General features: G+C 36.5%; 16 protein-coding genes. 2 read left to right on the top strand and 14 right to left on the bottom strand.

What is annotated here, in order from left to right:
• Window positions 1-32: 32 nt before the first annotated feature.
• The 9 genes from dnaB to rpsF form a co-directional block, all read right to left on the bottom strand.
• Entirely contained in the window at window positions 33-1,394 is a 1,362-nt protein-coding gene (gene dnaB / locus NY607_RS16580; protein WP_004233370.1) for a replicative DNA helicase, read from the bottom strand.
• A gap of 13 nt (window positions 1,395-1,407) precedes the next feature.
• Window positions 1,408-1,854: a 50S ribosomal protein L9 gene (gene rplI / locus NY607_RS16575; RefSeq protein WP_004233368.1), complete on the bottom strand. Its 447-nt coding sequence runs from the start codon at window positions 1,852-1,854 to the stop codon at window positions 1,408-1,410.
• Window positions 1,854-3,824: a DHH family phosphoesterase gene (locus tag NY607_RS16570; protein WP_004233367.1), complete on the bottom strand. Its 1,971-nt coding sequence runs from the start codon at window positions 3,822-3,824 to the stop codon at window positions 1,854-1,856. The genes rplI and NY607_RS16570 overlap by 1 nt, the downstream gene beginning before the upstream one ends.
• A gap of 13 nt (window positions 3,825-3,837) precedes the next feature.
• Entirely contained in the window at window positions 3,838-4,779 is a 942-nt protein-coding gene (locus tag NY607_RS16565; protein WP_066038355.1) for a YybS family protein, read from the bottom strand.
• Between the two features lie 462 nt (window positions 4,780-5,241).
• Entirely contained in the window at window positions 5,242-5,976 is a 735-nt protein-coding gene (locus NY607_RS16560; RefSeq protein ID WP_131521728.1) for a hypothetical protein, read from the bottom strand.
• A complete protein-coding gene (locus NY607_RS16555; RefSeq protein ID WP_131521727.1) occupies window positions 5,973-6,467 on the bottom strand; it encodes an RNA polymerase sigma factor in 495 nt (164 codons plus the stop codon). Before NY607_RS16555 ends, NY607_RS16560 begins: the two co-directional genes overlap by 4 nt.
• A gap of 630 nt (window positions 6,468-7,097) precedes the next feature.
• Window positions 7,098-7,334, bottom strand: a complete 237-nt coding sequence (gene rpsR, locus NY607_RS16550) for a 30S ribosomal protein S18 (protein ID WP_012296211.1) — start codon at window positions 7,332-7,334, stop codon at window positions 7,098-7,100.
• A 40-nt stretch (window positions 7,335-7,374) separates the two neighbouring features.
• Complete coding sequence (gene ssb / locus NY607_RS16545) at window positions 7,375-7,941, bottom strand: single-stranded DNA-binding protein (RefSeq protein WP_048395233.1); 567 nt, start codon at window positions 7,939-7,941, stop codon at window positions 7,375-7,377.
• Window positions 7,942-7,984: 43 nt separating this feature from the next.
• Window positions 7,985-8,272, bottom strand: a complete 288-nt coding sequence (gene rpsF, locus NY607_RS16540) for a 30S ribosomal protein S6 (RefSeq protein WP_016992320.1) — start codon at window positions 8,270-8,272, stop codon at window positions 7,985-7,987.
• Between the two features lie 176 nt (window positions 8,273-8,448).
• Between rpsF and NY607_RS16535 the strand changes: the two genes are divergently transcribed.
• A complete protein-coding gene (locus tag NY607_RS16535) occupies window positions 8,449-9,018 on the top strand; it encodes a DUF3267 domain-containing protein (protein ID WP_131521726.1) in 570 nt (189 codons plus the stop codon).
• Between the two features lie 67 nt (window positions 9,019-9,085).
• Here NY607_RS16535 and NY607_RS16530 read toward each other — a convergent pair whose 3' ends face one another.
• The 4 genes from NY607_RS16530 to NY607_RS16515 form a co-directional block, all read right to left on the bottom strand.
• Complete coding sequence (locus NY607_RS16530; RefSeq protein ID WP_259420010.1) at window positions 9,086-10,126, bottom strand: acyl-CoA dehydrogenase family protein; 1,041 nt, start codon at window positions 10,124-10,126, stop codon at window positions 9,086-9,088.
• An 85-nt stretch (window positions 10,127-10,211) separates the two neighbouring features.
• A complete protein-coding gene (ychF, locus tag NY607_RS16525) occupies window positions 10,212-11,312 on the bottom strand; it encodes a redox-regulated ATPase YchF (protein ID WP_131521724.1) in 1,101 nt (366 codons plus the stop codon).
• 97 nt (window positions 11,313-11,409) lie between these two features.
• On the bottom strand, window positions 11,410-11,610 hold the full coding sequence (locus tag NY607_RS16520) for a DUF951 domain-containing protein (protein ID WP_048395226.1): 201 nt from the start codon (window positions 11,608-11,610) through the stop codon (window positions 11,410-11,412).
• Between the two features lies 1 nt (window position 11,611).
• Window positions 11,612-12,484 carry a mechanosensitive ion channel family protein gene (locus NY607_RS16515; protein WP_131521723.1) on the bottom strand — a complete coding sequence of 291 codons (873 nt, stop codon included), beginning with the start codon at window positions 12,482-12,484 and terminating at the stop codon, window positions 11,612-11,614.
• 91 nt (window positions 12,485-12,575) lie between these two features.
• On the opposite strand from NY607_RS16515, the gene yyaC reads away from it, so the two are divergent.
• Window positions 12,576-13,208, top strand: coding sequence for a spore protease YyaC (gene yyaC, locus NY607_RS16510; protein WP_259420009.1), 633 nt, complete (start codon window positions 12,576-12,578; stop codon window positions 13,206-13,208).
• On the opposite strand, the gene NY607_RS16505 is transcribed toward yyaC, so the two are convergent.
• Window positions 13,128-13,841 carry a DUF554 domain-containing protein gene (locus tag NY607_RS16505; RefSeq protein ID WP_259420008.1) on the bottom strand — a complete coding sequence of 238 codons (714 nt, stop codon included), beginning with the start codon at window positions 13,839-13,841 and terminating at the stop codon, window positions 13,128-13,130. The genes yyaC and NY607_RS16505 overlap by 81 nt on opposite strands.
• Window positions 13,842-13,866: the final 25 nt, after the last annotated feature.

The following is a 13,866-nucleotide window of genomic DNA, read 5'->3' as shown; positions in this document are numbered from 1 at the left end:
TAGGCAACTTATCTGAATGACGAGTAACTTGACTAATCACGTGGCGGTGGCGGTGGCATTTGTGACCAATCCACATTAATGAATTTATTGAATTCTTTTTTAAAGGCCAATGTAACAGTTCCTGTTGGACCATTACGTTGTTTCGCAATGATAATTTCGATCATATTTTTATTCTCAGATTCTTTATCGTAATAATCATCACGGTATAAAAACGCAACAATATCAGCATCTTGCTCAATACTTCCCGATTCACGTAAGTCACTCATCATTGGCCGTTTATCTTGTCGTTGCTCAACACCACGAGATAACTGTGATAACGCAATAACAGGTACCTTTAATTCACGGGCTAATCCCTTTAAGGAACGGGAAATCTCTGATACCTCTTGCTGACGGTTTTCTCCTGGCTTGCCGCTCCCCTGAATCAACTGTAAATAATCAATTAAGATCATTCCTAGTCCATTCTCCTGAGCTAAACGACGACATTTTGCACGGATTTCATTGATACGTACACCTGGAGTATCATCAATAAAAATCCCTGAATTCGATAAACTACCCATTGCCATAGTTAGTTTACCCCAATCTTCTGTAGTTAAAGCACCTGTACGTAAAACTTGTGCATCTATATTTCCTTCTGCACAAAGCATACGCATGACCAGTTGCTCTGCACCCATCTCTAAAGAAAAGATTGCAACATTTTCACGAGCTTGTACAGCAACACTTTGCGCAACATTCAATGCAAAGGCTGTTTTCCCTACAGATGGACGAGCAGCAACAATGATTAAATCGTTGCGTTGAAAGCCTGCAGTAATGTTATCTAAATCACGGAAGCCAGTCGGGATACCCGTTACTTCTCCCTTTTGTGATTGCAGTTGCTCAATATTATCGAAAGTTTCCACTAGCACATCTTTAACATGCTTAAAGTCACCTGCATTCTTTCGATTGGCAACCTCCATCATTTTCTTCTCTGCCTCGCCTAATAATGCCTCTACTTCGTCTTCACGTGTATAGCCGTCCTCGACAATTTTCGTAGCCACTCGAATCAATCGACGTAAGAGGGCCTTTTCCTCAACGATTTTGGCATAATGAGCGACATTGGCAGCTGTAGGGACAGCATTGGCGAGCTCTAGTAAATAAGAAAGCCCGCCAACGTCCTCAATCTCTTTTTTAGCTGATAATTCTTCTGTAACTGTTACAACATCTATCGCTTTTCCTTGATCACTCAAGCGCAACATCGTTTCGAAAATTTTCTTATGGGCATTTAAATAAAAATCATCTGCCAATAAAATTTCTGATGCTGTTATTAATGCCTGTGGCTCAAGGAAGATAGCACCGATAACCGATTGCTCCGCCTCCCGGTTATGCGGTGGAACGCGGTCCATCATCGGTTCACTCATGGATTGTCGCTCCTTATTCTTCCGTTACATGGACTTTTAACGTTGCTGATACTTCATGATGTAGTTTTACAGGAACATTTGTAAAGCCAAGTGAACGAATCCCATCAGGTAAAGTCATTTTACGTTTGTCAATTTTAATGCCGTGCACTTTTTGTAATGCATCAGCAATTTGCTTTGTAGATACTGAGCCAAATAAGCGGCCACCATCACCTGATTTTGCTTTTAGCTCAACTGTTAGTGCTTCTACTTTTTCCTTTAATGCTTGTGCTTCAGCTAATTCGGCAGCAGCATTTTTGGCCTCTAATTTCTTTTGCCCCTCTATTTGGCTTAAAGCTTGCGCATTTGCTTCCGCTGCATAGCCATTCTTGATTAAGAAATTTTGTGCATAGCCATCAGCTACGTTTTTAATTTCACCTTTTTTTCCTTTTCCTTTAACGTCTTTTAAAAATACTACTTTCATTAGTCAGAACTCCCTTCAAAGACCTCATTTATGGCCTCTTCTAAATGTTTTTTCACACCATCGATGGATTTAGCATCTATTTGGCAGGCAGCATTCGTTAAATGTCCACCGCCGCCAAGCCTCTCCATAATTAGCTGTACATTGACCTCGCCAAGTGATCGTGCACTTATACCAATTTTGCCATCTGCCCGATGTGCAATGACAAAGGATGCACTAACATCCTTCATCGTTAGTAAAATATCGGCTGTTTGCGCAATTAAGACAGAGTCATACACTTTTGATTCCTCACCTACAGCAACAGCTACTCCTGGTTTTACGAACTTAACTGTTTGCACAATTTTGGAGCGCTCTATATATGTGTCCACGTCCTCCTTCAAGAGACGTTGGACCAATACTGTATCGGCACCATTTGTTCGTAAGTAAGAAGCTGCTTCAAATGTACGTGCTCCTGTTCGAAGTGTAAAGCTTTTGGTATCAACGATAATACCCGCTAGTAATGCAGTAGCTTCTAGCATATTAATTTTTGCACGTTTCGGCTGATATTCTAGTAACTCTGTCACTAGCTCTGCTGTGGACGACGCATATGGCTCCATATAAACGAGTGTAGGATTTTCAATAAAGTCCTCACTTCGACGATGATGGTCGATTACAACCACCTTTTCAGCTAATTTCAATAGGTGTGCATCAATTACTAAATTAGGCTTATGTGTATCAACAATAACGAGCAACGATTTCTCAGTCATTTTACCAGCGGCTTCCTCTGGTGTAAGGAAATTTTCATAGAAATCTGATTTACTCTCTATTTCATTCATTAATCGTGTAACGCTACCATTTAATTCATCAAAATTGATAATGACATAGCCCTTTACATCATTCATTTGTGCCATTTTCCGTACACCTACAGAAGCACCAATGGAGTCCATGTCAGGATTTTTATGTCCCATAACAAACACTTGGTCACTGTCTTGAATTAAATCGCGTAATGCATGTGAAATAACGCGCGCTCTAACACGTGTACGTTTTTCGACTGGATTTGTTTTTCCACCATAGAATTTAAGTTTTCCAGTAGGTTGCTTTATCGCCACTTGGTCTCCACCCCGTCCTAATACAAGATCAAGACTGGATTGTGCCAACTCACCAAGCTCCACTAATGAGGATGATCCAGCTCCTACACCAATACTTAATGTTAATGATAAATTCTTTTGAGCTGTTTTTTCTCGAATGGTATCTAATATAGCAAATTTTTTCTTTTCTAGCTCCGTTAAAATGGATTCATTTAAGACTGCTAAGAAACGATCTGATGATATTCGTTTGACAAATACACCATGCTCTGCAGCCCATTCATTGACAATTGAAGTAACCATTGTGTTGGTTAAACTACGTGGTTGATCGTCCATGGCTTGCGTGATTTCATCGTAATTATCGACAAACAATATAGCGATTACTGTACGGTCTGCATAGTATTGCTTTTCAATGGCAATCTGTTCAGTTATATCAAAGAAATACAGTAGTCGTTCCTCTTTTTTATAATAAACACGATATTTCCGATCACGTAGTGTAATCGTCGCCTCATTAGTCTCCTCGGTCTTCATTAATACATAGATGTCATCAGATATATTTACAATACCTTCTCCAACTAATGATTCCATATTTAAAATGCCTTGCATATATGGATTAGACCATTCGATTTCATACTGCTCATTAACCAGCAGTATCCCAATTGGCATTTCAAGCAGTGCCTCTTCCCCTACTTTTTTCATACGGAAGGAGATAGATTCAATGTGCTTTTCTGTTTCCTCAAACGCTATCTTCTCTACTTTCCATGTGTAGGCCATCAGTAAAACAAAACCTACACCATAACCGATACCTATCCCGATATTCCAAATACATAGAAGCACGAACGTCACAGTTCCAAATATGGAAAGAACAAAAAGCGGATAGCGAATTGGTCGTTTTCTAAATGTCCCCATTACAATCAGCCCCTTATTCTTTAGTCTTCCCCTTTACAAGTGAACGTACGTCAAAACCTAAATCAACAATACCGAGTAAGATCATAAAGGATGATAATGGAATTGCTAATAAAGTTGCTACCCATTTAACTCCATTTGGCATCCCCTTTTTAGAGATAAAATAATGGATAAAAGATATTCCTTGTAAAATCAGTAACAACCATAAAATATAAGAAACATTTAATACAATAATATCTAGCGTAGAGCCAGCCTCAGGACGCATGAATAAATTAATACATAAAACGATCATGTAATACCATAAAATAGAGCGTGGTAATCTCATATTTTGGAATGGAGCAAATTTTGGAACATCTACCCCTAGTCGTTTTAGAGCTGGTAAATTGACTGTAATGATAATAAATGCAGCAAAAAATGCTGAGATTGTTATCGTTGCAGGCATAGTCAGTTCAATTGTTTTAAACATTGCCTCAAGCTGCTCTGGATTAATGGCTACTTGGCCTGTTACATTCTTCGCAAATTCATTAGATTGCTCATAATTTTTACGTGCCATCTCTAAACTCATGCTTATGAAGTCAATCCCTGAAAGCTTTACATAAGCAACATAAACAATTGCCATCGAAAGGAGATTAGCAATCCCCGTTGACATAAATAAATAAAGCTTACTCTTCTTCAAATAAATGGCGTTACCCATAACGACACCTACTAGCCCTAAAATAAAGGCAAATGGCAGCATGGATATTCCACTCGTTATAGTGGTTAGGATACAGCCTACTATTGCTACGAGTATTGATGTGGAACGCTTGTAATTTGCGCTATACCAAGCAATCGGTAGTGGAGCGAATAATAAAGCTACTATAAAGATGAATGGTACATATGCAGAAATTAGCATCAAAATTGTAAAAAGTGCAACCATCATTGAGCCTTGTACAAGCGCTTTTGTTTGATTATTCGGCATTGAAAACCTTCCTTTTTTTCAGTCAAACTTACTACCCTTTATTGTACCATTTTTTCATAGTATTGAACAAAAATCACTTAGATCACTATGTACATTGTCATTATTTTTTCAATTTTAATTCGAACTTTTACCTAACTAGCTGATAATTTTCTTTTTAACCATAACAAAAAACCAGCATACCGATACGAATATCGTAATATGCTGGTAGTTAAAATTGATGTAAGGTCAGTTACCTTAACGTCATCAATCTTATTTATCTTCTACTACGAATGGAAGTAATCCCATGATACTAACTAATTTAACTAAATTCAACATAAATTCCGTACCCAACAATACTACCAAGAGTAATAAGTATCCTCGTCAATGTTTGGTTTCTAATCTATCCTATAGATTTTTCTACTAGTTTTTCTTTTCTCTAGTTAACTTAGTTCTTTGTACAGTAGTATTATCATCTCGATTATTTTAATTAAGCTTTAATGAAATAGAATTTGATTCTTGAGTTACAACAATATCTTGTTGTTCAGAGCTTCCATCTGTATATTTTACAATTACTTTGATTATTATGTCGTCATCTATTACCAAATTGCCATCATGAGGAATTGCAAGTGAATATTTATATTTATCCTGTTCATTATACTTAACCGTATAGGTATTTCCAATTTCCTTTGTACCATTGTATATATCTGAACCAGGCGAACTTCCAATCATAAATATCTTTTCTGATAATAACCAGTCTTTGTCTGTATATTCTTTAGCTGTAAGTGTAACATCCTCTATAAACTTGCCTTTGCTAATGGTATAAGTGATTGAGTCGATATGTTCTCCACTTATATTTAGCATAAGCTTTGTAAAGATTAAATTACCTACATCTCCAGTTATATCAGTTGTACTACCTCTAGCTTCAGTTGATAATTCAAAAGTAGCTTTATCTGATGAAAGTTTGGTATTAGGCTGATTCGCATTATCACTCAATGCATAAGCTGTGATTGTAAAATTTGCGACTCGAAAGTTTTCGTTATTATCTAAAAATGGAATACCTATCATAATTAACAATAGGAATCCAAATGCACAAGCTACAGAAATCCGCCCTTTAAAATTTTTCTTTTCTATAATATTGCAATTCTTTTTCACACGATTTTTCATAGTTTTTGACATTTCAATAGAATTAACAGCTTCTTTAATCTTATCAAAGTTCATATTTCATTCTCCTTTCGATATCTTTCTCGAATAAGCTCTCTTCCACGTTGTAATCGTTTTTTAACTGCTGAAGTAGTAATGGCAAGTATTTTTGCTATTTCATCTACTTTATAGCCCTCTACATAATAAAGTAACAATACAATCTTATGTTTATTTGGCAATCTCATAAGATGTTCGATTAAACCATAGTTTTCATCATCCTTACAATATAGTTGCAAATCATTGATATCCATATGTTTACGAATAATATTGTACCTTCTCATATTTTTGCAACGATTTGTAGCAATAGTAATCAACCATGCTTTCTCATGTTCTGAATCGTTAAATGGTGTAGATTTAGTTAGATAGGTAATAAAAGTGTCTTGTACGACATCCTCTGCGTCATTCTCATTGCATAGAATAACAAGACACATTCTAAAAAGCATATTTCCATATTTATCAACAATTCGTTCTATATCTAGTTCGTTCGACCAAACTAATTGTTGCAACATCCATCAACTCCTTTCACTTATAACACACATGAAATTACCATTTGGTGACATTTTATATAAAATAATTTTAGAAAATAATCTTACCTAAAAACTGCTCGATGCATAAAAATTGGAAAAATATTTTCCAATAGTCTTCTATCCGAATCTAATCTTATTATATTGTGTAATTAAGAATGTCATTTTAGGTACCTATCGTTGATCCTTTGCCATATCTATCGTTCCTTAAATAAAACAAGCCCACCGAATAGGTGAGCTTGAAATAATTTTACATTTGATAATTTATTCAACCCAAGCAGAAACTGTTCCCCTGTAATGTCCTCTCCAAGTGCCATTTGTAAGCTTTTCCATTTTGTGAAGATTTATCCAATTTTTATACCATTAACATATATTCTAGGGGGTAAATATATGTTAATGATTAGATGAAAATCATTGAGTTGCGTATGCAGCTCTTTTTTCTTATTGAACTAACCTGGTGCTTTAAGTTCAATAACGATCTTCAACAATCGTGCACGATTGTTGAATAATCCTAACTTTCCTTTATAGCAACAATATTTGAGAAAACAGTATAAATAAAAAAAAGCACCACAAAGGTTATGAAAACCTTGTTGTGCTTTTATTAATAAATAAATTTTATTTATCTTCTGCTACGAATGGAAGTAATCCCATGATACGAGATACTTTGATAGCTGAAGTTAATTTACGTTGGTACTTAGCGCTAGTGCCAGTTACGCGACGTGGTAAAATTTTACCGCGCTCAGAGATGAATTTTTTTAATAAATCTACATCTTTATAGTCGATATGCGTAATGTTATTAGCAGTGAAGTAGCAAACTTTACGGCGTTTGCGGCCTCCGCGACGTGGTGCCATAGTGTGTCTCCTCCTTATCTTTTTTTATCATTTAGAAGCATTAGAATGGAAGATCATCCTCAGATACTTCTATTGGCCCTTTGCTATTCGCAAATGGATCCTCATCTACACGTGTATAATTCGGCTGATTCATAGGTGGTTGATTTTGCTGATACGAATCGCCGCCATAGGAACCCTGCCCTGGCATAGCGCCACCAAACTGTTGTTGTGGTTGACCACCGCCATATGACGGTTGGTTATTACCGTAAGTTTGTCCACCATATTGAGGAGCAGGAGCACCGCTACCATTACGGGGTTCTAAAAACTGTACGCTATCCGCCACGACATCTGTTGTGTATACGCGCTTACCATCTTGTCCTTCATAACTGCCTGTCTGGATACGACCTTCTACCCCAATTAAACTTCCTTTTCGCATGAAGTTCGCTAGGTTTTCAGCCTGTTTACGCCAAGCAACACAGCTAATGAAATCAGCTTCGCGTTCACCTTGTTGATTTGAGAATGCACGGTTTACAGCTACTGTAAATCTTGTAGACGCAACTCCATTCGGTGTATAACGTAGCTCAGGATCTTTTGTTAGTCTTCCAACTAATACGACACGGTTAATCATCAGAATACAACCTCCTTTTCAGCGTTTTGTAAAAAATTAATTATTAAGCTTCTTCGCGAACTGCAATGTGGCGAATGATGTCTTCGCTGATGTTAGCAAGACGTGTATACTCGTTGATTGCATCTGAAGTAGCGTTTACTTTTACGATTTGGTAGTAACCTTCGCGGAAGTCTTGAATTTCATAAGCTAAGCGGCGTTTGCCCCACTCTTTTGATTCGATGACTTCTGCACCGTTAGAAGTTAACATTTCGTTGAAACGTTCAACTAAAGCTTTCTTCGCTTCGTCTTCAATGTTCGGACGTACGATGTACATTAATTCGTATTTTCTCATCTGTTTACACCTCCTTATGGACTTAGGCTCTCCTAATTAAGGGAGCAAGGAGCAAGTAATTAATTATTACTCACATCAATGAATTGTAACATATAGGTACATGTCTTTCAAGTCACAAACTAATAATTCGTTATATAATGGCAGTATATTTCATTATCTATGAAAGGAGTGCCTTCATGTTAACCAACGATAAGGAGCCTATCGTTATCGAATTAGATTTAAAGAAGTTAATGATTGACAATCTTGTGATGACAAGTGGTCTTGTCATATTATTTATTGCCATCCAATATATTTGCTTTAAAGATTTCCATTTTTCTTTTTGGAAGATGATTGGTGGCACAGCACTATTTGTTGTGCTGTATATAATTTTTATTATCCTACACGAGGCTTTTCATTTAATTGGCTTTATGATTTTTGGCAAAGTTCCCTTTAAAGCTTTGAAATATGGCGTAAATTTAGAGCAAGGTATTGCCTATGCAACTACTGAGCAACCTCTCCCCAACCATGCTATGAAAAAAGCTTTATTACTGCCATTCTGGATGACTGGAGTACTCCCAACCATTGTTGGGTTTTATCTTAACAGTACTGTTTTAATATTGATAGGGGCGGTGTTAATAGCTGGAGCTGTAGGCGATTTTGCCATGTATAAAGAGCTACGCAAATATCCACGTAATGCTATCGTACAGGATGATCCTAAATTACCAAAGCTGTATGTTTATCTATTGCAGGAAAAGGATCATCATTAAAGTAAGACTACATAATTAAATAGAATCTGTAGATTAGAAATGAACAACTACAGATTCTATTTATACTTTAAGGAGTTAAAAATCCATGCTGGGCTGCTGTATATAAGTTTCTCCAAATACGGTTAATCGTAGATGTTTCTGTAATGGCATCCATACCGAGACTGCGTATTAAATTATTCGCTATCTCTAAGCATGCAGTAGCTATATCCTTAGCCAATTGAGTAAATTGTGATAATTCCTCTTCCGTTAATTGTTCACCTTTTTGATGCTGTTGCCAAAAGACAGATAATGTTGCATAAAACTGTTCCTCGCATTGCTTGAAACGTTTATGCTGCTGCATCCATAAAAATTGGAAGGCTCCAATTCGTTCAGTTCTGCTTCCATCATGATTTCGTTGCTTCATTAAAGCAAAAGCTTCTTCTAAAAAATTCTCTGTCATCCCAAGACAAACGCCTAAAAAAGAAGCCTCTGCAAAAGTGGTAAATGGAAAGCTATGTACTGAATTGCCATAATCATTTCTGATGACCCCTAATTGAAAAGTAGCTTCCTGTGGTACCCAAACATTGTTTACACGGATTGTATGACTAGCTGTTGCCTTTAAACCCATTGCAGACCAATCATTCAAAATTTCTACATCATGTGGATTTACTGAGCAGCTAATAATTTTTTCGGTTTTGATACCATCTTCTTCAATTAAACAATTCATCGTAAATGTTGATGCATAATTAGAACCACTACAATACTTCCATTGCCCTGTTACATAATAGCCTCCAATTGTTTTTACAGCTATCCCTGTTGGATATCCACTCCCTGCTATAACTGCTTCTTTAGGAGAATAGATTTTTTCACAAATTTCCTTACTGAATGTTGGAATAAATGCGTTTCCACCTGTACCAATAGTAATGAGCCATCCAAAATTGCCATCAAGTGTAGACATCTGTTGAAATATCTTTACACCTTCTACTAAATTTAAATCCATACCACCTAATTCTCTTGGCGTGAACAATTTGAATAATCGTTGTTCATAAATATAATCTAAGACATCTTGTGGTAGCATCCCCAGCTGCTCAAACTCTAAACCACGTTCCTTAATTTGCACAGGATTCATTCATAAGTCGCCTCCATACATTAAAAATTCTGATAACGATGCAATCGAAAAAGGGCAACCATTTTAGATTGCCCTTGTAAGTTTTTTATACATTAAAGCGGAATAACATAATATCGCCATCTTGTACTTCATATTCTTTACCTTCAAGACGTACTTTACCAGCTTCCTTAGCCGCTGCTTGAGAACCTGCCTCAAGAAGATCATCATATGCCACTGTTTCTGCACGAATAAAGCCGCGCTCAAAGTCAGTATGAATAATACCTGCACATTGAGGTGCCTTCATTCCTTTACGGAACGTCCAGGCACGTACCTCCTGTACACCTGCAGTGAAGTAAGTAGCTAGACCTAATAAGTCATAAGAAGTACGAATTAGTTGATCTAAACCAGATTCTTTAATTCCTAATTCTTCTAAGAACATAGCTTTTTCTTCATCATCTAACTCAGAAATTTCTTCTTCAATTTTTGCACAAATAGTAATGACCTGTGCACCTTCAGCGGATGCATACTCACGTACTTTTTTCACATACTCGTTGTTGTCTGCATCTGCTACTTCATCTTCTGAAACGTTTGCTACATAAAGCATTGGTTTAATTGTTAGCAGATGAAGACCTTTAATTACCTTCAATTCATCATCTGATAACTCAGCTGCTCTAGCTGGTTTACCGTTTTCTAGTTGCTCTTTAATTTTTAGAAGCACTGGCTCCTCTAGCATAGCCTCTTTATCTTTTTGTTTCGCCATTTTGCTAACTCGTTGTAAACGTTTATCCACAGATTCTAAGTCAGCTAGTGCAAGCTCTAGATTAATAACTTCAATATCGTCAATTGGATCTACTGCACCAGAAACGTGAGTAATGTTTTCGTCTACAAAACAACGTACTACCTGACAAATTGCGTCTACTTCACGAATATGAGCTAGGAACTTATTTCCTAATCCTTCACCCTTGGAGGCACCTTTAACAATTCCAGCGATATCTGTAAATTCAAATGCAGTTGGCACAGTTTTTTTCGGTACCACTAATTCTGTTAATTTATCTAAACGTGCATCAGGTACTTCAACTATACCAACGTTTGGATCGATCGTTGCGAATGGATAGTTTGCAGCCAATGCGCCCGCTTTTGTTATTGCGTTAAATAATGTTGATTTTCCAACGTTAGGTAAACCAACGATTCCAGCTGTTAATGCCATGGATGGACACAACCTTTCTATACTCAGTTCAAATTTTCTCTCATATAACCTTATCTATTATATTGATTCACCCAGAAAAAGTCTAATATGCCTGATGTTACGACTCTTCCGCAGAAAATAAAACCTTTTTCATTTTTTTCTCAAATTCACGACGTGGAATCATGACACTATGCTGACATCCTTCGCATTTGATACGTACATCCGCCCCCATACGAATAATTTTCCATTTGTTGGTACCGCATGGATGTTGTTTTTTCATTTCAACAATATCATTTAAACCAAATTTTTTTGCCTCCATCTTACACACTTCTCCCCTCATCTTTGCCATAGAACATCATTTTTGGATAGACCATTGGTATATTATTTTCTTCAAAGAGTTTCGTAATATCGCGGCGTATGGTACGTGCTACTCCATATTGTTGCTGCGGTAATGTTTCAGCAACTATACGAATGGTTACTTCTGTCCCTTTAACATTTTGCACACCTAGAAATACTGGAGCTGCAATTAATTCTTTATGCATCTTAGGCAATGTCTCTAAATACTTATTAATAATCCCTTCTGCTTTCTCAAAGTCAGCATCCGTGGCCATTTGTAAATCTATAAAAATTTTGGAGTTGTTAACAGAATAATTGACGACTTCGCCTATGGCACCATTAGGAATGATGAACTGTTCACCAGTAGCACCATTAATTTTTGTTGTACGTAAGCCAATTTCTACAACTGTACCTTCTGCAGCATTTATTTTTATATAATCGCCTACACCAAACTGGTCTTCAAAAATAATAAAGAATCCAGTAATAACATCCTTTACTAAGCTTTGAGCTCCAAAACCTATTGCTAAACCAACAATTCCTGCACCCGCTAATAAACCTGCTACCTTAATATTTAAGGAAGAAAGTATACCAATGATTGCAGAGAAATAAACGACATACGAAATCACACTTTGTAATAATCTTGAAATTGTTCGTTGGCGTCGGTCTGAGTGGCTCAATGGTGAACGCATACGGATTAAAAACACTTTTTTAATAAATTTTTTACCTAATTTTACAGCGATCCACGATACTAATAGAATGAGCAAAATTTCTATAGATGCATCAATAACCTTTTCCCAAAGATCCTCAGATGTGAGCTTGTCCCAGTATTTCTCCATTAACTTTTTATTCTTTTCCATCATTACCACCTCTTGAATAACTTGCTAAAAATTTGCGTATACTGCATAAAAATTGAGCACTTCTAAAAATAAAAAGAAAGTGAGTTTTTTTATGAATACTATACCAAATTCGTTACTACCTTATTCCCTTCATCATGAGAGTAAAAATGCTGTTTGGCAATTAAGTACATTATTTTTAGAACATATACCGTTTCATCATGAAAGACTAATTTTTTGTTGTATTGGCAGTGACCGATGTACGGGAGATACACTTGGTCCATTAACTGGTAGCTTTTTAAAAAAATCTGTTAGCTTTCCTTATGAAATTGTAGGTTCCTTAGAAGATCCTTTACATGCTCTAAACCTAGATTCTACAATGCAACAGCTACACAATCATACTACAAAACCATTCATTATTGCGATTGATGCCTGTCTCGGCAGTGAGCAAAATGTTGGTCATATTTCAGTTCAAAGTGGACCCATTTTTCCTGGAAAAGCTGTAAAAAAAGAATTACCCCCAATTGGAGACATTTCCGTGAAAGGAATCGTCAATATTGGAGGCTTTATGGAAATGCTTGTTTTACAAAATACCAGACTTCATATTTCTTATGCAATGGCTGAAAAGCTTTCAAGAGCATTATTACTAGCTGCTCATCGTTATTCACTAAAAAATGTAGAAGATAGCCACCATAATACCAACAATAACGATACCTGGCAGCAAGTTAGCAGCTTTGATCTTAGCTAAACCTGCAATGTTTAACCCTATTGCCATAATCATAACCCCGCCAACAGCCGTCATTTCTGTAATGAACATTTGTAGTGCTGCATCAGGGATAAAGGAACTTATAACACCTGCAAAAAGAGCTATTAATCCTTGATAAACAAAGACAGGTACAGCGGATAGCATTACACCTATACCTAATGTCGATGCTAGAATAATGGATGTAAATCCATCTATTAATCCTTTAGTAATGAGTACATTATGATCATTACGAAGACCACTATCAAGAGCACCTATAACAGCCATTGATCCTACAACAAAAATTAGTGAGGCAGTGACAAAGCCCTCTGCTATGCTAATTTGATTTTGGTCATCCCTTTTTGTACGAAATAAACTCTCTACCCATTTACCAAGACGATTCATTTGTTTATCTAAATCTAACCACTCACCTACTACTGTACCTACCACTAAACTTACTACCAATATAATAAAATTATCACTTTCAAAGCCCATTTTTATCCCTAATAATGTGACGGCTAAACCAATAATAGAAAGAACCGTAGATTTCATAGATTCAGGGATATTTTTAAAAATGCGCCCTACTAATGCTCCTACTATAATTAACACAGCATTTATCAATGCCCCTAGTAATACCACACTTAAGCCTTCTTTCTCTCTAAAA

The organism is Lysinibacillus sp. A4 (assembly GCF_024919535.1).
In the GTDB taxonomy this organism is placed as follows: Bacteria; Bacillota; Bacilli; order Bacillales_A; family Planococcaceae; genus Lysinibacillus; species Lysinibacillus capsici.
Note: the sequence above shows the minus strand (reverse complement) of the source record. Positions and strands in the feature narration are given on the sequence as shown.

Excerpts from the sequence above, each read along its gene's own strand:
- NY607_RS16535 (WP_131521726.1), top strand. The coding sequence starts at position 8,449 with ATGTTAACCAACGATAAGGAGCCTATCGTTATCGAATTAGATTTAAAG.
- rplI (WP_004233368.1), bottom strand. The coding sequence starts at position 1,854 with ATGAAAGTAGTATTTTTAAAAGACGTTAAAGGAAAAGGAAAAAAAGGT.
- rpsR (WP_012296211.1), bottom strand. The coding sequence starts at position 7,334 with ATGGCACCACGTCGCGGAGGCCGCAAACGCCGTAAAGTTTGCTACTTC.
- NY607_RS16570 (WP_004233367.1), bottom strand. The coding sequence starts at position 3,824 with ATGGGGACATTTAGAAAACGACCAATTCGCTATCCGCTTTTTGTTCTT.
- ychF (WP_131521724.1), bottom strand. The coding sequence starts at position 11,312 with ATGGCATTAACAGCTGGAATCGTTGGTTTACCTAACGTTGGAAAATCA.
- NY607_RS16555 (WP_131521727.1), bottom strand. The coding sequence starts at position 6,467 with ATGTTGCAACAATTAGTTTGGTCGAACGAACTAGATATAGAACGAATT.
- dnaB (WP_004233370.1), bottom strand. The coding sequence starts at position 1,394 with ATGAGTGAACCGATGATGGACCGCGTTCCACCGCATAACCGGGAGGCG.
- ssb (WP_048395233.1), bottom strand. The coding sequence starts at position 7,941 with ATGATTAACCGTGTCGTATTAGTTGGAAGACTAACAAAAGATCCTGAG.
- NY607_RS16565 (WP_066038355.1), bottom strand. The coding sequence starts at position 4,779 with ATGCCGAATAATCAAACAAAAGCGCTTGTACAAGGCTCAATGATGGTT.
- NY607_RS16560 (WP_131521728.1), bottom strand. The coding sequence starts at position 5,976 with ATGAACTTTGATAAGATTAAAGAAGCTGTTAATTCTATTGAAATGTCA.
- NY607_RS16530 (WP_259420010.1), bottom strand. The coding sequence starts at position 10,126 with ATGAATCCTGTGCAAATTAAGGAACGTGGTTTAGAGTTTGAGCAGCTG.
- rpsF (WP_016992320.1), bottom strand. The coding sequence starts at position 8,272 with ATGAGAAAATACGAATTAATGTACATCGTACGTCCGAACATTGAAGAC.
- NY607_RS16520 (WP_048395226.1), bottom strand. The coding sequence starts at position 11,610 with ATGGAGGCAAAAAAATTTGGTTTAAATGATATTGTTGAAATGAAAAAA.
- yyaC (WP_259420009.1), top strand. The coding sequence starts at position 12,576 with ATGAATACTATACCAAATTCGTTACTACCTTATTCCCTTCATCATGAG.
- NY607_RS16515 (WP_131521723.1), bottom strand. The coding sequence starts at position 12,484 with ATGGAAAAGAATAAAAAGTTAATGGAGAAATACTGGGACAAGCTCACA.